Annotated in this window: 23 protein-coding genes; 15 read left to right on the top strand and 8 right to left on the bottom strand. The window is 59.1% G+C overall.

Translation table 11 applies throughout. The features are described from left to right. Positions 1 to 38: 38 nt before the first annotated feature. The 4 genes from aceE to J2W94_RS09195 all read left to right on the top strand — a co-directional run bounded on the left by aceE (position 39) and on the right by J2W94_RS09195 (position 6,119). Positions 39 to 2,729, top strand: a complete 2,691-nt coding sequence (aceE, locus tag J2W94_RS09210; protein WP_310092451.1) for a pyruvate dehydrogenase (acetyl-transferring), homodimeric type — start codon at positions 39 to 41, stop codon at positions 2,727 to 2,729. 326 nt (positions 2,730 to 3,055) lie between these two features. Then, positions 3,056 to 3,646 carry a hypothetical protein gene (locus tag J2W94_RS09205; protein WP_310092449.1) on the top strand — a complete coding sequence of 197 codons (591 nt, stop codon included), beginning with the start codon at positions 3,056 to 3,058 and terminating at the stop codon, positions 3,644 to 3,646. A 202-nt stretch (positions 3,647 to 3,848) separates the two neighbouring features. Then, complete coding sequence (locus J2W94_RS09200) at positions 3,849 to 4,640, top strand: XVIPCD domain-containing protein (RefSeq protein ID WP_310092447.1); 792 nt, start codon at positions 3,849 to 3,851, stop codon at positions 4,638 to 4,640. A 171-nt stretch (positions 4,641 to 4,811) separates the two neighbouring features. Beyond that, complete coding sequence (locus J2W94_RS09195; RefSeq protein ID WP_310092445.1) at positions 4,812 to 6,119, top strand: hypothetical protein; 1,308 nt, start codon at positions 4,812 to 4,814, stop codon at positions 6,117 to 6,119. 71 nt (positions 6,120 to 6,190) lie between these two features. Here J2W94_RS09195 and J2W94_RS09190 read toward each other — a convergent pair whose 3' ends face one another. The 3 genes from J2W94_RS09190 to J2W94_RS09180 are packed head-to-tail and all read right to left on the bottom strand — an operon-like array spanning position 6,191 to position 10,102. Continuing rightward, positions 6,191 to 7,357, bottom strand: coding sequence for a hypothetical protein (locus tag J2W94_RS09190; RefSeq protein WP_310092443.1), 1,167 nt, complete (start codon positions 7,355 to 7,357; stop codon positions 6,191 to 6,193). Next, entirely contained in the window at positions 7,357 to 8,079 is a 723-nt protein-coding gene (locus J2W94_RS09185) for a hypothetical protein (protein ID WP_310092440.1), read from the bottom strand. The genes J2W94_RS09190 and J2W94_RS09185 overlap by 1 nt, the downstream gene beginning before the upstream one ends. Then, positions 8,069 to 10,102, bottom strand: a complete 2,034-nt coding sequence (locus tag J2W94_RS09180; RefSeq protein WP_310092438.1) for an AAA family ATPase — start codon at positions 10,100 to 10,102, stop codon at positions 8,069 to 8,071. The genes J2W94_RS09185 and J2W94_RS09180 overlap by 11 nt, the downstream gene beginning before the upstream one ends. Positions 10,103 to 10,456: 354 nt before the next feature. On the opposite strand from J2W94_RS09180, the gene J2W94_RS09175 reads away from it, so the two are divergent. Both J2W94_RS09175 and J2W94_RS09170 read left to right on the top strand, forming a co-directional pair. After that, positions 10,457 to 11,041 carry a hypothetical protein gene (locus J2W94_RS09175; RefSeq protein WP_310092437.1) on the top strand — a complete coding sequence of 195 codons (585 nt, stop codon included), beginning with the start codon at positions 10,457 to 10,459 and terminating at the stop codon, positions 11,039 to 11,041. Between the two features lie 219 nt (positions 11,042 to 11,260). Next, positions 11,261 to 11,899, top strand: coding sequence for a hypothetical protein (locus J2W94_RS09170; protein WP_310092435.1), 639 nt, complete (start codon positions 11,261 to 11,263; stop codon positions 11,897 to 11,899). A gap of 714 nt (positions 11,900 to 12,613) precedes the next feature. On the opposite strand, the gene J2W94_RS09165 is transcribed toward J2W94_RS09170, so the two are convergent. Continuing rightward, positions 12,614 to 12,913: a helix-turn-helix domain-containing protein gene (locus J2W94_RS09165; protein WP_310092433.1), complete on the bottom strand. Its 300-nt coding sequence runs from the start codon at positions 12,911 to 12,913 to the stop codon at positions 12,614 to 12,616. A 217-nt stretch (positions 12,914 to 13,130) separates the two neighbouring features. Here J2W94_RS09165 and J2W94_RS09160 point away from each other — a divergent pair, with 217 nt between their 5' ends. From J2W94_RS09160 to J2W94_RS09135, 6 genes are all read left to right on the top strand, one after another. Further along, positions 13,131 to 13,565, top strand: coding sequence for a hypothetical protein (locus J2W94_RS09160; RefSeq protein WP_310092431.1), 435 nt, complete (start codon positions 13,131 to 13,133; stop codon positions 13,563 to 13,565). Between the two features lie 116 nt (positions 13,566 to 13,681). Next, complete coding sequence (locus J2W94_RS09155; RefSeq protein ID WP_310092429.1) at positions 13,682 to 14,062, top strand: hypothetical protein; 381 nt, start codon at positions 13,682 to 13,684, stop codon at positions 14,060 to 14,062. Between the two features lie 59 nt (positions 14,063 to 14,121). Beyond that, complete coding sequence (locus J2W94_RS09150) at positions 14,122 to 14,421, top strand: hypothetical protein (RefSeq protein ID WP_310092426.1); 300 nt, start codon at positions 14,122 to 14,124, stop codon at positions 14,419 to 14,421. 78 nt (positions 14,422 to 14,499) lie between these two features. Further along, a complete protein-coding gene (locus tag J2W94_RS09145) occupies positions 14,500 to 15,123 on the top strand; it encodes a hypothetical protein (RefSeq protein ID WP_310092424.1) in 624 nt (207 codons plus the stop codon). 152 nt (positions 15,124 to 15,275) lie between these two features. Beyond that, the gene (locus J2W94_RS09140; RefSeq protein WP_310092421.1) at positions 15,276 to 15,650 is read left to right on the top strand and encodes a hypothetical protein; all 375 of its coding nucleotides are present in this window, start codon (positions 15,276 to 15,278) and stop codon (positions 15,648 to 15,650) included. A gap of 194 nt (positions 15,651 to 15,844) precedes the next feature. Continuing rightward, a complete protein-coding gene (locus J2W94_RS09135) occupies positions 15,845 to 16,300 on the top strand; it encodes a PA2169 family four-helix-bundle protein (RefSeq protein ID WP_310092419.1) in 456 nt (151 codons plus the stop codon). 100 nt (positions 16,301 to 16,400) lie between these two features. On the opposite strand, the gene J2W94_RS09130 is transcribed toward J2W94_RS09135, so the two are convergent. Beyond that, positions 16,401 to 17,324: an alpha/beta hydrolase gene (locus tag J2W94_RS09130; RefSeq protein WP_310092417.1), complete on the bottom strand. Its 924-nt coding sequence runs from the start codon at positions 17,322 to 17,324 to the stop codon at positions 16,401 to 16,403. 260 nt (positions 17,325 to 17,584) lie between these two features. Between J2W94_RS09130 and J2W94_RS09125 the strand changes: the two genes are divergently transcribed. The 3 genes from J2W94_RS09125 (at position 17,585) to J2W94_RS09115 (ending at position 20,196) form a co-directional block, all read left to right on the top strand. Next, entirely contained in the window at positions 17,585 to 18,373 is a 789-nt protein-coding gene (locus tag J2W94_RS09125; RefSeq protein WP_310092414.1) for a DUF5694 domain-containing protein, read from the top strand. Between the two features lie 166 nt (positions 18,374 to 18,539). Continuing rightward, the gene (locus J2W94_RS09120) at positions 18,540 to 19,220 is read left to right on the top strand and encodes an alpha/beta fold hydrolase (protein WP_310092413.1); all 681 of its coding nucleotides are present in this window, start codon (positions 18,540 to 18,542) and stop codon (positions 19,218 to 19,220) included. A gap of 112 nt (positions 19,221 to 19,332) precedes the next feature. Further along, positions 19,333 to 20,196 carry an energy transducer TonB gene (locus tag J2W94_RS09115; RefSeq protein WP_310092411.1) on the top strand — a complete coding sequence of 288 codons (864 nt, stop codon included), beginning with the start codon at positions 19,333 to 19,335 and terminating at the stop codon, positions 20,194 to 20,196. Between the two features lie 55 nt (positions 20,197 to 20,251). Here J2W94_RS09115 and J2W94_RS09110 read toward each other — a convergent pair whose 3' ends face one another. The 3 genes from J2W94_RS09110 to J2W94_RS09100 form a co-directional block, all read right to left on the bottom strand. Next, a complete protein-coding gene (locus tag J2W94_RS09110) occupies positions 20,252 to 20,569 on the bottom strand; it encodes a hypothetical protein (protein ID WP_310092408.1) in 318 nt (105 codons plus the stop codon). A 186-nt stretch (positions 20,570 to 20,755) separates the two neighbouring features. Further along, positions 20,756 to 21,016 carry a hypothetical protein gene (locus J2W94_RS09105; RefSeq protein ID WP_310092405.1) on the bottom strand — a complete coding sequence of 87 codons (261 nt, stop codon included), beginning with the start codon at positions 21,014 to 21,016 and terminating at the stop codon, positions 20,756 to 20,758. A 96-nt stretch (positions 21,017 to 21,112) separates the two neighbouring features. Further along, complete coding sequence (locus tag J2W94_RS09100; RefSeq protein WP_310092402.1) at positions 21,113 to 21,499, bottom strand: VOC family protein; 387 nt, start codon at positions 21,497 to 21,499, stop codon at positions 21,113 to 21,115. Positions 21,500 to 21,908: the final 409 nt, after the last annotated feature.

The raw sequence follows: 21,908 nt of genomic DNA, 5'->3' as shown, positions 1-21,908 counted from the left end.
TACCCGCCATGCCCGGCATGGCCCCCACGGGAGTGGCAATGAACTGGTTGAACGACATGTTGCAAAGCGATCCGGATCCGGCGGAAACCCGGGAATGGGTCGATTCCATCAAGGCCGTGATCGAGGCCGAAGGCCCGCTGCGGGCGCACCAGCTGCTGGAAGGCATGGTGGAACTGACCCGGCGTTCGGGCGCGTTCCTGCCGTTCTCGCCCACCACCGAATACGTCAACACCATCGCCCCGGCGCTGGAAGCCAAGTCCCCCGGCGACGCGGCCATCGAATGGCGCCTGCGCTCGATCATCCGCTGGAACGCGATGGCCACCGTGGTCCGCGCCAATCGCAAACCCGGCGACCTGGGCGGCCACATCGCCAGCTTCGCCAGCTCGGCCACGCTGTATGACGTGGGCTTCAACCATTTCTGGCGCGCCCCCAGCGACAACCATCCCGGCGACCTGCTGTTCGTGCAGGGCCACTCCTCGCCCGGCATCTACGCCCGTTCGTTCCTGGAAGGCCGCATCAGCGAAGCCCAGCTGGACAACTTCCGCATGGAAGTCGACGGCCACGGCATCTCTTCCTATCCGCATCCCTGGCTGATGCCCGATTACTGGCAGACGCCCACCGTCTCCATGGGCCTGGGGCCGCTGGCCGCCATCTACCAGGCGCAGTTCCTCAAATACCTGGAACACCGCGGCTTGATCGCGCCCTCCGACCGCAAGGTCTGGTGCTTCATGGGCGACGGCGAGTCCGACGAGCCGGAAAGCCTGGGCGCGATTGCGCTCGCCGGCCGCGAAGGCCTGGACAACCTGGTGTTCGTGGTCAACTGCAACCTGCAGCGCCTGGACGGTCCGGTGCGCGGCAACGGCAAGATCATCCAGGAGCTGGAAGGCGTGTTCCGCGGCGGCGGCTGGAACGTGATCAAGCTGCTCTGGGGCAGCTACTGGGATCCGCTCCTGGCCCGCGACACCGACGGCGTGCTGAAGAAGCTGATGATGGAAACCGTCGACGGCGAGTACCAGAACTGCAAGGCCTTCGGCGGCAAGTACACGCGCGAGAACTTCTTCAACAAGTATCCGGAAACCGCGGCCATGGTGGCCAATCTTTCCGACGACGACATCTGGCGCCTCAATCGCGGCGGCCACGATCCGCACAAGGTCTACGCGGCCTATCACCAGGCGGTCAACACCAAGGGCATGCCCACGGTGATCCTGGCCAAGACGGTGAAGGGCTACGGCATGGGCGCGGCGGGCGAATCGCTCAACCCCACCCACCAGACCAAGAAGCTGGACGACGAGACGGTCAAGATCTTCCGCGACCGCTTCAACATCCCGGTCACCGACGCGCAGCTGGCCGACGGCAAGATTCCGTTCTACCACCCGGGCGAGGACTCGGTGGAAGTGCAGTACCTGAAGGAACGCCGCGCCGCGCTGGGCGGTTATCTGCCGCAGCGCCGGCAGAAGGCCACCGAGTCGTTCGAAACGCCGAAGCTGGAAGTGTTCGACCGCCTGCTGAAGTCCTCGGGCGACCGCGAAATCTCCACCACCATGGCTTTCGTGCAGACGCTCAACATCGCTCTGCGCGACAAGCAGATCGGTCCGCGCATCGTGCCGATCGTGGCCGACGAGGCGCGCACCTTCGGCATGGAAGGCATGTTCCGCCAGATCGGCATCTACGCGCCGTTCGGGCAGAAGTACAAGCCGGTCGATGCCGACCAGCTGATGTACTACCGCGAAGACCAGAGCGGCCAGGTGCTGCAGCAGGGCATCAGCGAACCCGGTGCGATCTCGTCGTGGATGGCGGCGGGCACCAGTTATTCGGTCAGCAACGTGCCCATGCTGCCGTTCTACATCTACTACTCCATGTTCGGCTTCCAGCGCGTGGGCGACATCGCCTGGCAGGCGGCGGACATGCGCACGCGCGGCTTCCTGCTGGGCGGCACGGCCGGGCGCACCACGCTCAACGGCGAAGGCCTGCAGCACGAGGACGGGCATTCGCATCTGCTGGCCGGGGCCATTCCCAATTGCCGCAGCTACGATCCGACCTTCGGTTTCGAGGTCACGGTGATCCTGCAATACGGCATGCAGAAGATGCTGCAGGAGCAGGTGGACGAGTACTACTACATCACCCTGATGAATGAGAACTACACCCATCCGGACATGCCGGAAGGGGCGGCCGAGGGCATCATCAAGGGCATGTATCTGTTGAAGGATGCGGGCAAGCCGAAGAAGGGCGAGCTGCGCGTACAGTTGCTGGGCAGCGGCACCATCCTGCGCGAGGCGATCGCAGCGGCAGAACTGCTGGACAAGGATTTCGGTGTCAGCGCCGACATCTGGTCCTGCCCCAGCTTCAACGAGCTGCGTCGCGATGGTTTCGATGTGGAGCGTTGGAATCGCTTGAATCCGGAAGCCAAGGCGCCGCGCAAGGCCTACGTCACCGAGCTGTTGGAAGGCCGCCAGGGCCCGGTCGTCGCCGCCACCGACTATGTGCGTGGTTATGCCGACCAGATCCGCGCGTTCGTGCCGCAGAAGTACACGGTGCTGGGCACCGACGGCTTCGGCCGCTCGGATACGCGCGCCAACCTGCGCCGGTTCTTCGAGGTGGATCGCAACTACATCGCGCATGCGGCCATTGCGGCGCTGGCGGCGGACGGCAAGATGACCGGCAAGGATGTGGCGCGTGCGATCAAGCAGTACAAGATCGATGTGGAGAAGGTGAATCCGGTCGGGGTGTGAGCCCCGATTCAATTTGTCTCACCACGGAATGCTCTCTCGCAAGGAATGCGAACCATGCCATCGAAAACTCGCAACAAACTCAAGAAAGGGGTGACCATCGGTCACCCCTTTCTTTTGCATGAAGAAAACGGGAAGCTGGCAGCGCATCGATAGGTTGCATGCTCGTCATGCGCCCCACCTAACACCATGACGAGGTAGTCGTGCTCATAGCAAACAAAGGAATGCGGATCGCGCTCATGGCCCTGGCCTTGTGCGCAATGACGGGCTGCCCACAGCGGCCGCCACCCCCGCAGGTAAGCGAACCCACCGCAAAGGAGCCAAGTGACATGCGAACCGCAGTACCCCTGGTACGCCGTCTGGACCCCAACGAAACCGGCGCGATCGAACTGGAGTTCGATGTGCCCGCGTGGGCGGACAATCCGGCTCCACCTTTGTTCATAGGATTGCGGCTAACGAATGTCGATCCTGCCGCACTCTCCAATGGCGATTCCACCGCGGTGGCCGACGCGGCGGATCGGTTGAGACGTGCCGACATCTCGGCAGAAGTGCATCTTTACCGCGTCCAGGAATCTGGACAGACGGCAGTAGCTCTTCAACGCAGCCAATGGAAAACCGGGTTTGGGCCAGGTGAGGCGGTCGTGACTCTAGCGGTTCCTGCCGATGGCTTGGTGCCCGGACTGACTCCCGCCGATGCGGATGTCGGCACGATGGAGGCGGCGGGTTTGCTTCCGTCGGGTTCCACCTACCGCGAGTTCGCAAAACACAAGGAACTCGAATTCGCCTATGTACCCAGTTTGCCTTCGGGCCGCTATCGGACAACGGTTCGCTTTGTCCGGAATCGCGAAGTGTTATTCAAGGAAAATGCAGAGCAGATCAGGTCAGAACTGATAATCGCCTATCCACGACAAGGAAAGTAGGTCACACACTATGGAAAAGAGATACACCGCTACGGTCTATGTTGCCGCTCCCGGAACGCCATTAACGGTACCTGCCGGAGGTACTTCTGCGGCGGGGCACGTCTACTACTCGATCTCCGATGGAGGGGAAGAAAAAAGCTACGGCTTCGCGCCAGCCGCACACGGGCAATCGAGTGGGCCCGGCAAGGTGTACGAGACAGATGTGAAGGACTACAAAGATCCCCGCTACTCCCGCACCATGGAGATCAGCAAGGAGCAGTACGACAAGCTGCAGGAGTTCGGCAAGGATCCGGCCAAGCACAACTTCGACATGAAGTACGACGGGGCGTCCAACAGCTGCATCGATTTCACCTGGGGTGCGTTGAACCATGCAGGGCTGCACCGGGACACGGTGCTTGGCAAGGACAAGAACTACGAAGGTGCATTGAAGCCGCTGGACAACATCCGGGATATCAAGAGCATCGATGCGCCTTTTCCCAAGAGCGAGCTCAACACGGAACAGCAGAACAAGATGCCGGAGCGTACGCCGCTGCAGTGGTTGATCTCCGAGCAGGAGCAGGGCGGGCCGACGGGTCCTGGCCGCGATCAGGCGAGCGCCAGCCGTCCGGATCCGCTGGTGTCGCAGGCCGAGGCGGCGGTGCGCCGTCTGGATGCCAAGGTCGGGCGCGAGTACGACGGGCAGAGTGCGTGCATGGCCGCCAGTGCGGCCTGTCTGGCCAAGGCCAATGGGCTGTCGCAGATCGACCATGTCTTGTTGAGCGAGGGACGTGGGGCGGTGCGTGCGGGCGAGAATATGTTCGTGGTGCAGGGCGAGCCGGGCGATCCGGCGCAGCGGCGGGCGCAGATGAAGACGCAGGATGCGATCAATACGCCGGTCGATCAGTCGGTGGCGCAGTTACAGACTTTGAACGAAACCCAGCAGCGGCAGCCGCAGGTGCATGCGATGGAGGACCCTAGAAGGGAAATCAGTGCTCCGCAGATGCGGATGGGTTGAAGCAGGCGACAGCGAACCAAGTAGCGTCGCAGGCAGTAAATATTTCACACATGCGAGCGGCTAAAGGCCGCTCGCTTCGTATGCGCTGTTGTGTCCTAGAGTCGAAACGTGACAAGCTGCGGACTGAGAGAGGGTAGTGCGGATATCTCAGTACGCTCGCAAGGAGTTTGGATGGAGTTGGCCTCATTGAACACTTCGACATGCGGCGACCCATCGATTTCATTCGAAGCATGGACCGGGCAGCGCAAGATCGTTTCCATCGGCAGCAACGCCGGAGCGGAGCCTCTGCCCTTTCAGGAATGGCACCATTTCAAAGAGGCGTTCGCGCCAGAGGTCGTCGCCCGCGCCGTTCGAGAAAGCCATCGACCGATTGCCACATGTCTTGATCCTTTCGGCGGGTCCGGCACGACGGCACTGGCCAGCCAGTTTCTTGGCATTGCGCCGACGACCATCGAGGTCAATCCCTATTTGGCTGATCTGATCGAAGCCAAGCTCGGCGTATACAATCCCGACGAGCTCGCGCAAGACTTCCGGCGGATTGTGCGGGCAACCTCTCGTCAGGCGGGCGACCTTCGGCGATTTGCCAGTTTGCCTCTGACGTTCATCGAATCCGCGGCGACGGATAGGTGGATATTCGACCGGGCCGTTGCTCGTCGCATCGCCTGTCATCTAGTCGCAATCGACACGCTGTCGAATCCGCACCATCGACGCCTGTTCCGTGTTTTGCTCGGGGGGATGCTCATATCAGTAAGTAACGTCATCATTAATGGGAAAGGACGTCGCTATCGTCGCGGTTGGACCGAGCGACGAACGGCGCCGGAAATGGTGGACATGCTCTTCAAGCAGCGGTGTCAGGCTGCGATCACTGAAATCCACGAGCATCGCTATCGCCGGCACCGAGGCCATACTGTTCTTCGCGGTGACTGCCTAAGCGAACTCGCGAATGCCGCGCCAGCCGACTTGGCGGTGTTCTCGCCGCCATACCCCAACTCTTTCGACTACACCGACGTCTACAACGCAGAGCTGTGGATGCTGGGCTACCTCGATAGTACCGCCAGTAACCACGCACTTCGCAAGTCGACGCTGTGCTCGCACGTTCAGCTCAAGCGTGACTTCCTGGCGCCACCACCTGGTTCGCTGCGCCTATCCCGTGCACTAGGACGGCTTCGCAGGGAGCGCGACAGCCTTTGGTCGCCATGGATTCCCGACATGATCGGCCATTACTTCCACGACATGTCCAAGGTCCTCGGCTTGCTATATGAGCGGCTTACACCGCACGCCGAAGTCTGGGCAGTCGTCGGTGACAGTCGGTATGCCGGCGTCCAGATTCCTGTGGCGAAGATCCTCGCTGATTACGCCCCGACGTTGGGCTATCGCGTTCTCAACGTCGAACCGTTCCGCTCGATGCGTGCTTCGGCGCAGCAGGGTGGGCAACATCAGCTCGCTGAGTCGCTTCTGATTTTGCAGAAGGACGATTGACCAGTATTGAACCGAGGCTGTTGAGTCATCGGCCAAAGTGACCAAGTAGTCGCTGTGCGCAGAGAAGCAGGCTACTTGGCCGCACTGCCCTTCTTGACTGATTTCCTGACGTACTTCTTCGCTGCCTTACTTACCTGCTTTTTCGTCGTGAGCTTCTTGGACTTTGCTGGAGTCTTGGCGATCGGCCCAGACGCCTTGCTATCGATGGGTGCTTCCATTAGGTAACGCCGCAGACGAACGTCTTTTTCCTTGGCGACGTCGTTCAGGTCCAGCATTTGGTCGGCCTGGTCGTTGCGTGCGTCGAATACGCATGCGAACACGGCTTCGGAGTCAGCTCGGCGGTAACGATGTGCTTGTGTGATACCGGACAAGGCCCAATTTCGATGATAGGTGGAGCCCTTGCCTTCGATTAGCACTTTCAGTTCGAGCATAGTGGTTGTGTATTCGTTCGGAGAGCCAAGCTTGGGCCAAGTGACCTTGATGTCGCACCGCCCGCCCTTCCCCCGAGATTCTTCATCCACGATCCCCGCCAAATGCTTGTACGATGCGTTTAAGAACAGGTGCAAATAGCTCTGGATACGCTGCTCGGGAATAGGGTTCAACTTATAGGGATGCTGCTTACCCCTCCACACCATTTGCGAGATCGGATTCGTGGCGTAAAGCAGACTGTCCTTGTGGAATTGCTCGATGTCGGCTTCGATGCGGTCCGCGGATAGTGGCTGCGTAGACAGCTGCATCATGCTCACGGTGGGATTACTGCACCAGTCTTCGAGATTTCCGCCTGGTAGATGAAACAACAGCCGACGTTGCGATAGCTGCGCGATGGCAAAGGTATCGGTCGCCGTCAAATGGTCGACCACCAACTTAAAAGCGTCGCCGAGTGAACTTAGTGTCGGACAAATGCTATGTATCGTCCGGAAGTTCTCGTTGCTCAAGATAACCCCTTGGGCCTTCTGGTCATGCGCGCCCTGGAAGAAGCGGGTCCATTGCGTTTCAATGGCGCTGAACTTCGGACGCTCGATGTCGGGCGCCTCGGCAAAAATGAACATTAAGACCTGATCAGATAGCACCTGACCGTTGTCGAGAGGGTACTTGTTGGCAACAAGCCACGCCTTAAACCAATCTTGACACTGCTGGACGAATCGCAGCGGTGGCTCGCCGGACGGCGCAGCTCGTTGACCCTGTAGCGACTGCAGCTCGTCGCTGGTCAGCCCATCTGCGGCAGACTCGTTGATCATCAGGCCGCCTTCCGGCTGCGCCGCATCAGCAGCGTTTGATAGGCTGCCACTACATCCTTGCGATTGTATGCGCCTTGTTGCTCCAGACACTCTTCGATACTGCTTAACCCGGCTACCGTGGGTGTCTGCTCATCCGGGGCATCCTGCAGCTCCAAAATGTCGCCATAGCGCCTTACCGCCCTACGATAGGTCAGGTCTTCCCCAAGGATGTTGTCTAGCAGAATGCCTTCACGCTTAATGCCCGGCTCCAGGGTCGCGTCGGTGTCGCCGTTGTGGGGGTTAGTCGTATAAGCCGACGCCAAGCACATATCTAGCAAAAACCGATACAGCCGAGCCCCCGTAACCGTTTCGCGCATCGTTTGCGCCACGTCCAGTCCCGTCAAAGTAGGGCGAAAGACGCCCTCGAACTGAAGGTCACGAGGCGCCGGGTGTGCCATGAAATCCTCAACCGAAACCATGCCGCCCAACACCAGGCCACCCAAAGCGACATGCGCATTTCGATAGTAGGGGCCTTGCTGCGTGCGGCGTGCCCGCTGGCGCAGCGGTTCTATGGCGTAATAGCGGCTGGATGCAAACGACATGAACAGAAGTGCATGGAGGCGTTGCCTGGACACTTTAGGCAGGCCCGCAGCCTCGTTGGCGACGAGCAGAAACAGCACCCATCGCGTGAAGAAGAGCCGATCGTGGTCGGCGCGGGTCACCGGTTTGCGCTTAGCTGCCAAGGTAACCCCTCAGCTCAGACGTGAGCTTCTCCCGCGCTTCGTCATCGCGTAATACGCCCGGCTCCTCGGCCAGTGCCATCAGGTCGATCAATCGACCTTGCTTGGCCTTAGACAGTTTGCGCATAGTTCCATCCTTCTTGATCAATCCCAGAAGAGCCGGAATCATCGACGTACCGTTGACGTTGGACGTGGCGATCAGCATGCGCTGGCTGTCCTCGGGCGAGAACTTGCGAATCATCTGCGCGGCCCGCTCCATGAACCAGGAGTCCAAGCTCGCTTCGGGCGTCTCCATGACCAGCATGGTAGTGCCGTCATTGGCCACCATGTCCAGCAGCGTCATGCGGAATGCAAGGTCCAGAAACTCTTTCTGGGACTCAGAAACGCTTGTCGCAGTGGAACGGTCGTGAGCCGCCAGGTGGGTGCTGGACGTCATTGCGATGCGAAACGTCGGTAGATTAATCTGAGGGGCGCCCGTTGCCACCTTGAACGGATAGTTTCGCAGGAACTTCACCACCACCGTTTCATGCAGGAATGCTTCGGCATAGCCGGTCAGACGACTACCCAGGTCATTCTCGATCTCACCCATTTCCACGAACAGCTTATCGATCTGGCGTTTGTATTGGGCGCTGAGTTCTTTGCGTTTCTCGGCTAGCTGATCGAGCTCGATCTTTTCGATTTCGAGGTCGGCCAGGAGCGGTGCTTGGGTGGCATCCGAAGTCTCGGGAATCTGCGCCTGTAGCTGCTCCACGCGCATCATCAGCTCGTGACGTCGCGCGACTGCCGGACGAACCAGCGCCAAAGCGCCAGCATAGGCCTCATCCTGCTGTTGCTGCGCCTTAAGGTGGGCCGCGATTTCGGTGCGCAACGCATCGATTTTGTTCTCTATTTTTTGTAGAGCGCGGGCTGTGATTGGTGTTACGTTCGGTGCTGATGCGTGCGCCAATGATGCATTGCACACAAAGCAATGATGATCACGCAGCCGTTTGCTGATCGCCGCAACCTCACGTTTTCCACTCTTCCCACACACGAAGCAGCCAAGGTTTGATCCTAAGCCTTGCATAAGCATCTGGAACTTGTCATCCAGCGTGGGAAGCGCTTGCGCGATGTAGGCAGCATCCTGCTGATGGAAGGCATGTATCTCTTGATCCAACGTGACTTGCAGTGATTCAATCTTGCGGTCGGCATCGTCTCGCTGCTTGACGAGTTCGGCCACCTGTTCAGTGGCCCGGCGATGATCCCGGCTGGCGCCATCAAGCTCCGCTCTTGTTTCGGCTAACTTAGCTGTCACTGCGGTCAGATCTGGATCGACCGACTGGTATTTCGCACGCGCCTGCTCGTATCGATACTTACGCAGGTTGTACTGGTAGGTCCGGTTGCGATAGTCGGTGTCAGCTCCTTGGATCTCGGAGAAGAGCTTGTTGAGCTTTCGACCGATGGCCTCATCGACGAAGAGCATTTTGAACAGCTCCAACTGTGCGGTGGGCGACCACAACAGCGGCAACCGCTCCTCAGTGAAGAACTGGACATAGCGAACGACCATGTGGAAGTCGTAGGGCGTGGCCAGCCCGGACAGTTCCGCCATCTGCTCCAGAAACGAGCTGTTGTCGGGCGTTGCCACGGACTTTCCGCTGATGACCAGCTTGGTGATTTCCAAGTTGGTCAGTCGCCGCGTGACAGCAATCTGCTTCCCGCCAATCCTGAATGTCAGGGTGGACGTCGCGTTGGCAGCCAGAGCGACCCCAGCCCTGTCCTGGAAGAAACTGAACTTTCTGGCTGTGATTAGACTGCGCTTACTGACACGGCCGATGTCGCGTGTGGCGGCCTTGGACGGGCTGGTCGGCCCGACCAACATCCGTAGAAGCAGGTTCAGCAGGGTCGTCTTGCCGATGCCGTTGATACCGGCAATGACGGTCACGCCCTTGTCGAACGACAGATCAAGACCTTGTTTCGTCGATCCCGGATAAAGCGGATAGTTCAGTACTCGCAGTCGTTCAACGACTGGAAGATGAATCGCTGAGCGCATGTACCTCTCCCTAACTACTAACCCTATCTTCCACGGAGCGCTCCCATTGACTGGCAGCAGCAGTCTGCTTTGTGCCTAGATTAGCCAGAATCGGCGCCATCAGTACATCCCACGACCGTACTGAGCACTTACGCCAAGTGGCTGGAAGAATTGAGATGGCACTTTATCGTGTTTAGTAAGCAAGATAGATGCCAAGCCCCTTTGTTGCTGGGCGGCGCTAGATCCAGCCCGTGTGAATTATTTACGTGCCACAAAGCGTCACATTGCGCACGAGTTCCGCTGGGGCGACCCGCTAGCTAACCAGTAGACCGCGTTGCAATCGGGTAGGCTGTTGAAAACCACTGGGGAGTGGCCGTGATAGAGAAGCTATTGGAAGTCAGCAATGGAAAGCTGTTGATACCGGTGCTATGCGCCCTGGTGGGCGCTGTGCTGGTGAAGGGGATATTCAACCTGCACAGATCAAAGAGTGCGGATCGTCGCGATTTCCTCGATCTGTGGATGCGCAACGAAGGACGCGACGACATCTGGCTTGAGGTTTCCGTACGCCACCTGTTCGGCACCTATCTGCCTGCATCGATTATTCGCTCGCTGATGCAAGGCCCGCAGGCCGCTCGAGCATTGCTGGAGGTTTCCGAGTTCTGGGATCTTCTAGAAATGAATGACGAGACGCTTGAGCTCAACTGGAAGAAGAAGAGCCACGCCACGTCTAATGGCAGACGGAATTGGCGCTACGCGCTGAATGCCCTCTACTTCCTGGCGATGGGGTCTGCGTTGTTCTTCATCTATCTGGCAATCATCGCCGATGTAAGAACGCCGCTGGTGGTTTCGTTCTGGATCTATGGACTTTTCCTGGGGGGGCTCGGTATGCGGTGCCTTCACCTTGCGGACAAGCTCACAACAGCAAATACCGCGGCGTGCAGGTGGCTCGGATTGCCCTAGTCACGTAGCCTGGGTAGAGCGCAGGGAACCGGGATGCCAACATCGGAAAGCCACCGCTCTAGAAATCCCTGTCGAAGCAGCCCGGTTGCACGAGGCGTCCGTACGCCAGATCAAAAGCCCCGGGTTTCGTTGCGCTCTGCCCAGGCTACAGCTACATCACTTCAGCGTCGAGAATGGGGGAATGGAATGTCTGGAAATGGGTTGGTTGCGCAAGGCGTGGTGAAACTGATATCAGCCGTGCAGCCAGATGCCGACGATGTAAGACGACATATCGTCGACCTGCGTAGCGCGCATCCGAAGCTTACAAGGGGCGAGCTTGCAGAGAAGTGGGCGGATCGCATCTGTTGGCGATACGCGTCCGAAGGCGCTGCTACAGCACTGCCCGGCGCGATTCCTGGTATTGGCACCGGCGTGATGGTCGCTGTCGAAGCAACCGCCATAAGCACGGATCTTGCCTACATGTTTCGATGCATGGCCGGCATGGCGATCGGTATTGGTATCATTTACGATCGTGACGTGAATGCGTCTTTCAACCAAGACTTTGTGCGCGTTCTTGGGCTGTGGTGCGGCGTCCTTACCCTCGGAAAAGAAACGGCGGCTCGACTGGCGACAAAGGTTGCGATTGCTCAGTTCAAGAAAGTGCCCGCGAAGATCTTTAGTAAAATTAATCAGAAGGTTGGCACGACGATAGTCACAAAGTACGGGGCCAAGCGAGGTGGTGTTGCCGTGGGTCGTCTGATCCCATTTGGTGTTGGCGCGCTGGTGGGCGGTGGCTTCAACCTTGCAACCATGAAGGGATTCAAGAGAGCTGCCATCAAGTACTACGCCACTGACGGGGCGGTTCTCTACGAAAAGTAGGTCCCGTAACCCGTAGGATGCGCCAAGTCGTAGGCGCACCACATCGTTCGCGTGATGGTGCTCGTGATTGATGCGGTTCGCTGCGCCCACCACATCTTACGAACTCGCCGTAAAACAGAAAGGCCCCGCGTCGCGGGGCCTTTCCTTTTTCAGTGGGAAAGGTGGAACTCAACCGCAGGTTTGCGGTTCGTCGAGGACCTCCTCCGCCCACCGGCGGTTGAACCGCACCGCTAGCATCTTGCGCATAAGCAAAGCTCGGAGCCTTGCGCGCAACACTTCAAACTCAGAAGCTGGTGCTCATGTGCCTTGCGCGCCCGCCACAAAGCCTTGCACGCAAGGCGCGGAGCTCCAGGCGCAAGGCTATTTGCTTTGCGCGCAAGGAAAATTGCCTTGCGATTCCGCTTTCCAGCCACGTCCACCGGGTGTGGGAATCACTTTCGCAAGGCTCGGAGCTCGGCGCGCAAGCCTCAGCGCTTCGCGCGCAAAGCCTTTCGCTTTGCGTGCAGAGCTAAATGTGCCGAGGCTGACATTCCGAGCCTTGCGGGCAAGGATCAGAGCTTTGCGAACGGCGCTCGTGGGCTTTGCGGCCCGTGCCCTGAGAGTCGCCGACGGCCTTCGCCCGCCCGACTGCCGCCCTTCCAGCCATGCGCACCAGGCTCAACCGCCGCCCGTCTAACCTTCGAGGTGCACAACCACACCGTCCGGCTGGATCGGTCAGGGCATGGGCAGGCGCAAACCGAACGTCGCGCTTTCAGCCTCGTTCGCCGACCACATAGGTTTGGCAAGCAACTCCGTGACATCCACGGAAAGCGAAGCCGCCAGTCGATCCAGCCCGTCGATGGAAATATTGGCGACGCAACGCTCCAGTTGGGAAACGTAGGTACGGTGAAACCCCGCCAGTTCCGCCAACTGTTCCTGGCTCAATTCCCGCTCAGTCCTCAGGCGCTTCACGCACCGGGCGATACGTTTCCGTGCATCGCCCGCTTTGCGTCGAGAGGATGACTTCCCGGTCATGACGCATTGTTGTGCGCGGCGACCCACCGCACCACAGCCTATCGCTCTACTGCTTTTAACTCTCCATCGAACACGTAAGTGGTTGCTGCACAAAGACATCGGTGGGGAAGCGGGATAGAGGCCGCAACACCGGTTTGCTTCATGGCATACCGGTAACGATGATTGAGACGCCTGCTGGAAATCAGGCGAGTCCCGCCCTCACTACAGGAAGTTGCCGATGAGCCAGTCCCTGCACCGCCAAACCTCGCCGGAAGAAACCGACGCAGCGGCACAAACCCCCGACACCTTCGCGTTCGCCGAAACGCACACCCCGCTTGAGCGGCTTATCCATCTTCTCTCGGGCAGAACCAACGCCACCCTGGCCGACACCGGCATTGCCTGCCTGTCGCCGGACCGCTTGAGTGCCGTGTCCGACAACGCCCAGCAAGAGAGCGACACCTGTCTGGACCACGCCTTCCTACTCCTGCGGCTCATGCAGCACACCCTGGAGAACGGCTGCCCACCCGATACCAGCGAACTCATGGCCATGGCCCAGCACATCACTTACCTGCTGCAAGACCACCAACGCTGGCACACCCTCGCCGACAACGCCGCCTACTACCGCGACCATCCCCAAGTCGCCGCCCGCATCGCCGCGCTGCAAACCTCGTAAGAGGAGTCGAGCGCAGCGGCTTATGTCGTGAGGGCCAAGCTTGATTGACGGACCTCCCAGGCCACACCCACAATCCGCGCTACACCCCACTTTGGGGTCTAATCGTAGTGAGGCACGTGGACGAAGATCTTCGCCAGCTGATTGAGCTATCCATCAAGCGCGAGAGCGCAAACCCGCTGTGGCCCGATGGCTTTCAGCCATTTTGTGCAAAGCACGGCATGGACAAAGATCGTTTCTGCTATCTCTTCGCCAAGGTGGTTGCAGATGAATTTGTAAACGGCGAGATGTCCTATTCGGACGGAGACGTTGCCATGAATCAGCTCGCCGCAATCATGGACATCGACCTTAGGGGTTTCCCATTGGTTATCTATCAGGCCTTCGATGCTGGAGAGTTCTACCGGGATGATGACCCGAAGGGCACAATTCCTTGGCAAAAATACACGCTCCCCGCGGTAATGGAGGCTTTGGCTAGTGAAAGTCTGCTGCCACGTGCCTAACAATTCATTCAAGTCGAACCCGCTTCGCGGGTCGGCTTAATTCAGGCGTTAGAGCGCATATGAAAAATCTCGCTATGTCGGTCATCTGCATCGCACTTCTTGGAGGCTGCGTTGTTGCAAAGTCTCGCGATGTGGTTCGGAAAAAAAGTAAAGCTGAGCTAATAGTAGAAGCTGATGCCGCCCATACAAAAGCTATTGAGGCACGCAACGCTGCCGAAGTTAATCCGTCTCAAGAGAAGGTCAAGGCTTATGCCCAAGCAGCTTCGGATTCCGCCGCTGCGGCAGCTACAGCAGCCGCGGTCATTGTGGCTGAGGAGGGAAATGCAGACCAAGATCCGCCAAAGCCGCCTTTACGGTGAGAGCGTCGAAGATGCGCTCTAACAATTCATTCAAACCGACGTCGCTTCGCGGTGCGGCTGTGTCAGGTGTTAGGTGTCATGACCAAACTTCTTAGCTATCTGACCCTAATAACAGTGATGCTCGTGGCTCAAGCTTGCGCAGCGACATCGCCTACCGATCGCGCGGCATGCCCGAGAAAATCGGCAGACGATTACTACTTTGCAAACAGCGCTCTTAATCAGACAGATGAACGCTCAGACGCGTTTGTCCGTCATTGGTACTCCAAGCACTTAACCGCCATGGGGGAACCGTCGCTGTCCTGTGGGCAGCCAGGGCACGTCTACCGCTTTACGTGGCTGCGCACATTTCACCATCCGGTTGTTGTGAGGGTGATTGACAAAGGAAGTCATGCGGTTGTCCAAGCCATTGAATTGGATGGCGCTGGTGGTTACGAGCCGGGTAAGGTGCTCCGACGCTTCGAGAAAACGCTATCGGTCGATCAACTTCAAGAGCTCAAGAACGCCTTTTCTGAGGCACAGTTTGGCTCCATGCCCACCTCTGAAGAGCGCAATGGGCTTGACGGCTCAGAGTGGATTGTCGAGGTATCGGATACAGGTAAGTATCACGTGGTTGTGCGTTGGTCCCCGGATAACGGCCCGATTCGTGATATCGGCTCCCGTTTCCTCGCTCTTACCGGATGGACGTTTGATGAGGTGTACTAGCAATGGCACCTAACAATTCATTCAAGCCGAAGCCGCTTCGCGGCGCGGCTTAGTTCGGGCGTTAGACCACAACGCAAGATCGTACGATGGAGCTTCGAGAGGGGCGCCGACAGAGCTTAGTGACCCAGGAACTAATGGAGGATGTAGTTGTGATGACAAATAAGTTGCATAAATATTTCTTCCTGATGCTGTGCTCACCGTGCTTGTTGATGGGCAATGTCGCTTTCGCAACGGCGAAAGCCTCGGATACACACGCTAGCAATGAAGCCATTGCAAATGCTTACAAGTCTGCAATCGATCAGTTCATCAATGAGCTGAAGTTGCGTGTGAATGAAGGGACTAAGACAACTGGAACGTTTATGGGGTCTTTTGAGAACTATCGATCTGAGGTTCGTAAAGATGATGAGGGGTTCTGTATAGTTTTTTCTCCGAGAGATTTCGAAGGTGGTCCGGTGTTTGGGGGATCTATTAGCTATTGCTTTGATGATACAGGCACTGCTCTTAAGAGGGTTTCTAAGAATAGATGAAGTAATCGGTATGTCTATTCAGGAGGCCCCATCCTACGTCACTACCGAGTTGATGCAGCCGACCCAACTTAGGGTCATGGGAGCAACGCGCAGGCACGGATGTTCCTGCAACGTGACGACTAAGGACGAAGGATTGCACGCCACGTTGATGCCCGATGATCGAAGATGGGTATCACATTGGAGGATGCACCGAAATGAACGTGAACACCGAGATCCAGCATAGCTTGAACGACCTGATCGAGATCGCACGCGATGGCGGCGATTTTTACACCGAAGCTGCTGGCAAGGTGGAGGACAGCGAACTGTCCACATTGTTCGGCCAGATGGCCACGCACAAGCGCGACATCGTCGCCGGCCTGAGCGCCGACGTCGCTGCGACCGGTGGCGAGCCCGCCGAACACGGCACGACGGTGGGGACGATGGCGCAGGCCTATACCAATGTCCGCGCGGCCTTGGGCGACACCAACTATGAATACGTGTCCCAGCTTGAACAAGCGGAAGATCGCCTGATGACCGCCTTCAAGGACACGATCAACGACAGCGACACACCGGCAGCGGCAAAAGCGTCCGCCGAAAAGTACATGCCGCGCGTAGTCGAGTGCCATAACATCATGCGCAGCCGCAAGGAGGCGATGAAGGCCGCAAGCTAATTCGTTCGCGACGGATCAAGACGTCCTGCACTGAAAAGGCCCCGCATCGCGGGGCCTTTTCTTGTGCAATCCGTGCATGCCGCCGTCAGCGGGTCGCGATTCAGCGCGACGGCGGTGGCGTCGGCTTCCAATCGCCGAACAGGAAAGTCAGCGCACCGGGCAGCCGCTTTTCCCAGGCGGCTTCGGTGTGCTCAGCTTCCGGCTCAATGACCACCCGGAAATTCGTTTCGTCGTAGCCGGCGGCGTGGAAATTCGATTCGACCTGGCGGACGAACCCGATCATCTTCTGGCTGATCGCCGGATCCGACGCCTCTTTGCCGCCGAAGGCTACGAAGACTTTCTTGGGCATGGCCGCCAACGGATTGGTATCGCGCACCAACTGGCCCATGCCCACCCACAACACCGGACTCTCGATCAGGCCATAGCCAAACGCGTTCGGATTGGCCAGGAGGGCGTACAGGCTGGCGACGCCACCGTAGGAGGAACCGCCAATGCCGGTATTGGCTGCGCCGGTCAGCGTGCGGTAGTTGCCGTTGACCAACCGCATGACCTCTTTATTCATGAAGTCGGGAAACAGCTTGCCGGCCGGCTCGTCCATATCGGGGTTGCCGGCGAAATCCTTGTACGGCAAGTACTCCCGCGCACGGTCCTTGCCGGCGTGATCCACGCCCACCACGATCAGCGGCGGGATCTTCTTGTCCGCAATCAACTGCCGCACCGTCTCGTCGGCGCTCCACTCGTGATGGCTGACCTCGCTCAGGCACGCGTCGAACACATTCTGCCCATCCAGCAGATACAGCACCGGGTAATGGCGATCCTTGTTGGCCGCGTCGCTATACCCTGCCGGCAAGAGCACACGGATCTTTCGCTCATTGCCGAAGATCTCGCTTTTCAAGGTATGCACATGCAGATCGCCGCTGACCGTCGACTTGCACCCGTTGGCCGTCGGGGAAGTCTGGGCCTGGGCCGCGCACGCTGCCGCCAAGCCGGCGCACAGTGCGAAACAGATCAAAATCGTACGCATATCAGTGTCCCTCCGGTTTCATTCCAGTAGTGGGCCCGCACAGCGGCCAGGCCGGTAACATGCACTACATCGCAAGTGCGCGCATCCTTCCACCCATCCTACGGCACATGCCCCGGCCGCACGGACCGGCTTAAATGGGCGGAGCAATCAATAGCAAGGCCGCCCGCTCTCGTTCGCTGCGTTGGCAGGCAAGGCAGTCCGCGGTTCGTTTGCCAATACCACGACTCCCGAACTCCATCGAACCTCTTGAGGCTGCTGCCATGATCCGCTATCTGCTTGCACTTTTTCTTGTGATCGCGCCCTCGGCCTTGCTGGCCGCCGAACCCGCACGCGTACTGATCGTCGGTACCTATCATTTCAGCAACCCGGGCCAGGACCAGGCCAACGTGCGGGCCGTGGATGTCACCGTGCCGCAGCGGCAGGCCGAGCTGCAAGCCGTTGCCGATGCCCTGGTGAAGTTCGAGCCGACGCTGGTCGGCGTCGAATGGCCGGCGGACACCGCAAGCACCGAATACGCGCGGTATCTGGACGGCAGTCTGCCGCCTTCCACCAATGAAGTGGTGCAACTCGGCTTCCGGCTGGCCAAGCAACGCGGGCTCAAGCAGGTCCACGGCCTGGATGTGTCGGGGGATTTCCCATTTGAAGCCGTGCAGGCGTGGGCCCAGGCCAATGGCAAGGCCGATGCGCTCGACGCACTGACCGAGCAGGCCCAAGACATCACCGCCCGCATCACCGCGTTGCAGGCCACGCACACCATCGGCGGCGTCCTGCGCGAGATGAACACGCAACGCGCCATCGACGAGAGTGCGTCCTTTTATGCGGAGTTCCTGCGCTACGGGAAGGGCGAGGAGCAACCTGGCGTCGCGCTCAACGCAGCCTGGGCGAAACGCAATTTCGCCATCTGCGCGCGCTTGCTGCAGGCACTGCAACTCGGCGACCGCGCCGTGGTGTTCTACGGTCAAGGCCATGTCTCCCAGTTGGCCAACTGCGTCCGCGCAACGCCGGGGGTTGAGCTCGTGGACGCGAATGCGTTCCTCCCGACGAAGTGAACGGGACTGCCGGGGAAAAAAGCAGTCAGATCCCGCAGGACGCGGTAAGCCGTCGTTCGCGTGGTGGCGCTCGCGATTGATGTGGTTCGCTGCACTCACCACATCCCACGAGCTCTGATACCCTTTTCTGCCGAACTAACGACCTTGAGTGCAAGGATTCGCGGGCATGGCGACTTTCGTGTTGATCCACGGCGGCGGCGACGTCGGCTGGTACTGGCATCTGTTGGAGGCGGAGTTGCGTGCGCGGGGGCACGAGGTGGTCGCTCCCGACCTGCCGTGCGACGACCCCGCTGCGGGCCTGAGTGAGTACGCGGACGCCGTGGTCGAGGCTGTCGGCGACCGAAGGGATCTGGTGGTCGTGGGCCAATCGTATGGTGGCTTCACCGCGCCGCTGGTGGCCGCCCGGTTGCCGACCGACCTGTTGATTCTGCTGGCTGCGATGATTCCGGCTCCACGGGAGACCCCGGAAGACTGGTGGGCCAACACCGGCTACAGCGAGGCCTCGCGGGAACAGGCCAAGCGCGATGACGGAAAGACCGGCAACGACGATCCGCTCGTCAGCTATTACAACGGTGTGCCACGCGCCCTGGCCGAGGAGGCGTTGCACAGGGCACGCGAGGAGTCGCCGACTGCCTGGCGTACGCCGTGGCCGCTCGACGCGTGGCCGAAGGTGCCGACGAAATTTGTGCTGTGCAAGGACGATCACCTTTTTCCGCCCGACTTCTTGCGCCGGATCGCGGCAGAGCGCCTGGGCATCATCCCCGACGAGATTCCCGGCTGCCACTGCGTCGCGCTTAGTCACCCGAAAGAGTTGGCCGAGCTCTTGGTAAGTTACATCGCCGACTGATGCCGCGCGAGAAAGCCGCTATGCTCCACCCGGGTGCGTCGCTTGGCGAGGGGCCGCGACTGCTGACGCGGCCCGGATACAACGAGGGGAATTGGCAATGACACGAAGAATTTTGCTGTTCACGTTGCTGGCGTTGTGCGCCTTCGCCGCTTCGGCAGCTCCGTACGAGAAGACGCGCAAGCAGGTCGAGGCCAGCATGCTGGTCACCGGCGAACTGGTTGTCGCACCCGATGGCGCGGTGAAGTCGTACAAGCTCGACCGTGCCGACGCGCTGCCGCCGGAAACCAAGCAACTCCTCGCGGAAGTAATACCAAGCTGGGAACTCGATGTGGCGAACGCCGACGGCAGTCCGTTGCAGTCGCCGGCTGCGGTCAAGATGAGCGTGCAGTTGCTGGCGCGACCCATCGCCGGCGTCGATGACAAGCTCCGGGTCACGATCCAGGACACGGCGTTCCGAGACCCGAACGTGCCGTTCGAGGTCAAAGCCAAGGCGGCACTCACACCGCCGAAATATCCACCGTTCGCAGCTCGCTCGGGGGTAAGCGGAATCGTGTATGTCGTGCTGCGGCTCGATCCCGACGGCACCGTCGCCGAAACGCATGTCGAACGAGTCGACATGACGGTACTCAGCGACGAAAAAACGTTGCGGAAATTCAGCAAGGTTCTCACCGAGGCCGCGGTGGAAGCGGCGAAACAGTGGACCTTCGACATCGCGCCGGAACGGCTCGCCAAGCCGGGACCGGTCGCTGTGCGCATGCCGATCACGTTCAAGATGGCGACCGATGAGAATCATATTCCGAAAGCGGAATACGGCCGGTGGCAGGCCTACGTGCCCGGACCGTACGCACCCATCCCGTGGCAGAAGCGGACGGCGGACGGCAACGAAGTCGAGAACGGCCTCGGCGCCATGGTGCCCGGTCAGCTCTATTCGACGGATGCGCCGATCAAGCTGCGGGGTTCGCGGGCGGGTAGCTGAGGCCCCGACTAAGCCGAGCCGCGAAGCGGCTCCGGCTTGAATGAATTGTTGGAGATCACTGCCAAAAACTGTCTTTGCGTGGGAGTGTCAGCTTTTTCCCGTTGCCAAACGTTCCTACCAATTCGTTGGACCCCACTACACCGACGAATTGTGATGATGGGCAGCCAAGCTCTACATTAGGCGGGATAGTGATCTTTACTTGATCTGCCGCCATCTCGACTTGACCTATCAAAGGTGGACTGACCTTGCCGTTCGCGCATTGGACGATTGCGTAGTAGTCGGACTCTGCTCCTACCGCACGATCGCCTTTGATTATGAAGATCTCGTACCCGTAGAGCAGGCCATCCTTGTCTATGTTTAGAGTAGAGAACATCCCGGTTTTCCGTGGCTGACATCCGGTCAGAAAAAGCAATGCCAAAAGAAGAACCGGGATGAGCCGTAAGACCGTCATGTGAGTTCTAACGCCTGGGTTAAGCCAAGCCGCGAAGCGATGTCGGCTTGGACGAATTGCTGGGTTCCGCAGTCGCTGTTGCTTGGCTTGACGACTAACACTGCAGGCCTAAGAGCTTGGAAAGAGCACCTTCCACAGGATAAAGAGAATGCCGCCTAAGACAAGGCCGCCTACCCCTATGACTATTCGCGCCCACTTGCGGAATGTCCCCGACGCCTCGCCGAGCAAATCCTCGTCCGGATCCCCTAAAGTCATGGCGAAAAGAAAAAATGGAGCAGCCGAAACCATCATGATCCATTTCGGGGCATCGAATTCCACAGCCACCCAAGGCGGAATTGCGAGTACCAATAACCAGACGTACTTGAGCATGTTTGCCTTTACGGGATGGGCATGATGCTTGATGCCAGGGATGTAAGGCCTAACGCCTGAATCAAGCTGCGAGGCGGCGTCGGCTCGAATGAATTGTTAGGCCGCACCGATGTGCGTTCCCAGCCACCACAGGTTTCCTTGGGGATCCCGCACGCCAGCGCTGCGATCGCCATACGGAAGATCCCGGGGCTCGGACACGCTCGTGGCGCCGGCCGCCAACGCTAAGCCGTACACCGCGTCCACGTTCGGAACATAGACGTGGATGGAACCCGGGAGCGCAGCCGAACCTCGTTCACCCATCATGAGCACCGAATCTCCGATGCGGACCTCGGCGTGCTTGACCCCTCCATTCTCGCCTGCAACGCGATAAAGTTCGACGGCTTGGAACGTGGCAATGACAAATGCCAAAGCATCCACGACTGAGGGAACCAGCAGGTACGGCGAAACCGTGTTGTGGCCGGGAGGCGTGAATCCAGTGGTCATAATCTCTCCGAGCAAACTAATGCCTGAGTTAAGCCGACCCGCGAAGCGGCTTCGGCCTGAATGAATTTTTAGGCTGCTTATCGTGACTGGTTGTAGCAAGCGACCGAATCTTCAGTGGCATACAAACCTCCGTTCTTGGCTATGTCTTCGTCGGTTTGTGCGCCACCGCCGCCTTGGCATGCATGGCTGCAGCCACCACCGACATTCGGCAATCCACCTTTAGCCTCACATTGGATCTGGCACCTGTCAGATACGGCGCAGCGATTTGCCAGGGCACGTAGCTCACAGGCTCTTTGCGGAGAGAGCTTACTGTTCCCAATCCAAGAGACATCACAACCCATCGCTGCGGAACCGGATTCGCTACTAGTGACACAGCCGGAAAGCAAGAGAAGGACTGCGACACATAACG

Source organism: Pseudoxanthomonas sacheonensis (genome assembly GCF_031455975.1).
GTDB classification, from domain to species: Bacteria; Pseudomonadota; Gammaproteobacteria; order Xanthomonadales; family Xanthomonadaceae; genus Pseudoxanthomonas_A; species Pseudoxanthomonas_A sacheonensis_A.
The sequence above is the reverse complement of the archived record's forward strand: the minus strand, read 5'-3'. Positions and strand labels throughout refer to the sequence as shown.

What these genes read in the sequence shown, in the direction of transcription:
- aceE (WP_310092451.1), top strand. Translation starts at nt 39, where the DNA reads ATGAACTGGTTGAACGACATGTTGCAAAGCGATCCGGATCCGGCGGAA.
- J2W94_RS09205 (WP_310092449.1), top strand. Translation starts at nt 3,056, where the DNA reads ATGCGAACCGCAGTACCCCTGGTACGCCGTCTGGACCCCAACGAAACC.
- J2W94_RS09195 (WP_310092445.1), top strand. Translation starts at nt 4,812, where the DNA reads ATGGAGTTGGCCTCATTGAACACTTCGACATGCGGCGACCCATCGATT.
- J2W94_RS09190 (WP_310092443.1), bottom strand. Translation starts at nt 7,357, where the DNA reads ATGATCAACGAGTCTGCCGCAGATGGGCTGACCAGCGACGAGCTGCAG.
- J2W94_RS09180 (WP_310092438.1), bottom strand. Translation starts at nt 10,102, where the DNA reads ATGCGCTCAGCGATTCATCTTCCAGTCGTTGAACGACTGCGAGTACTG.
- J2W94_RS09165 (WP_310092433.1), bottom strand. Translation starts at nt 12,913, where the DNA reads ATGACCGGGAAGTCATCCTCTCGACGCAAAGCGGGCGATGCACGGAAA.
- J2W94_RS09160 (WP_310092431.1), top strand. Translation starts at nt 13,131, where the DNA reads ATGAGCCAGTCCCTGCACCGCCAAACCTCGCCGGAAGAAACCGACGCA.
- J2W94_RS09150 (WP_310092426.1), top strand. Translation starts at nt 14,122, where the DNA reads ATGAAAAATCTCGCTATGTCGGTCATCTGCATCGCACTTCTTGGAGGC.
- J2W94_RS09145 (WP_310092424.1), top strand. Translation starts at nt 14,500, where the DNA reads ATGACCAAACTTCTTAGCTATCTGACCCTAATAACAGTGATGCTCGTG.
- J2W94_RS09140 (WP_310092421.1), top strand. Translation starts at nt 15,276, where the DNA reads ATGACAAATAAGTTGCATAAATATTTCTTCCTGATGCTGTGCTCACCG.
- J2W94_RS09135 (WP_310092419.1), top strand. Translation starts at nt 15,845, where the DNA reads ATGAACGTGAACACCGAGATCCAGCATAGCTTGAACGACCTGATCGAG.
- J2W94_RS09130 (WP_310092417.1), bottom strand. Translation starts at nt 17,324, where the DNA reads ATGCGTACGATTTTGATCTGTTTCGCACTGTGCGCCGGCTTGGCGGCA.
- J2W94_RS09125 (WP_310092414.1), top strand. Translation starts at nt 17,585, where the DNA reads ATGATCCGCTATCTGCTTGCACTTTTTCTTGTGATCGCGCCCTCGGCC.
- J2W94_RS09120 (WP_310092413.1), top strand. Translation starts at nt 18,540, where the DNA reads ATGGCGACTTTCGTGTTGATCCACGGCGGCGGCGACGTCGGCTGGTAC.
- J2W94_RS09110 (WP_310092408.1), bottom strand. Translation starts at nt 20,569, where the DNA reads ATGTTCTCTACTCTAAACATAGACAAGGATGGCCTGCTCTACGGGTAC.
- J2W94_RS09105 (WP_310092405.1), bottom strand. Translation starts at nt 21,016, where the DNA reads ATGCTCAAGTACGTCTGGTTATTGGTACTCGCAATTCCGCCTTGGGTG.
- J2W94_RS09100 (WP_310092402.1), bottom strand. Translation starts at nt 21,499, where the DNA reads ATGACCACTGGATTCACGCCTCCCGGCCACAACACGGTTTCGCCGTAC.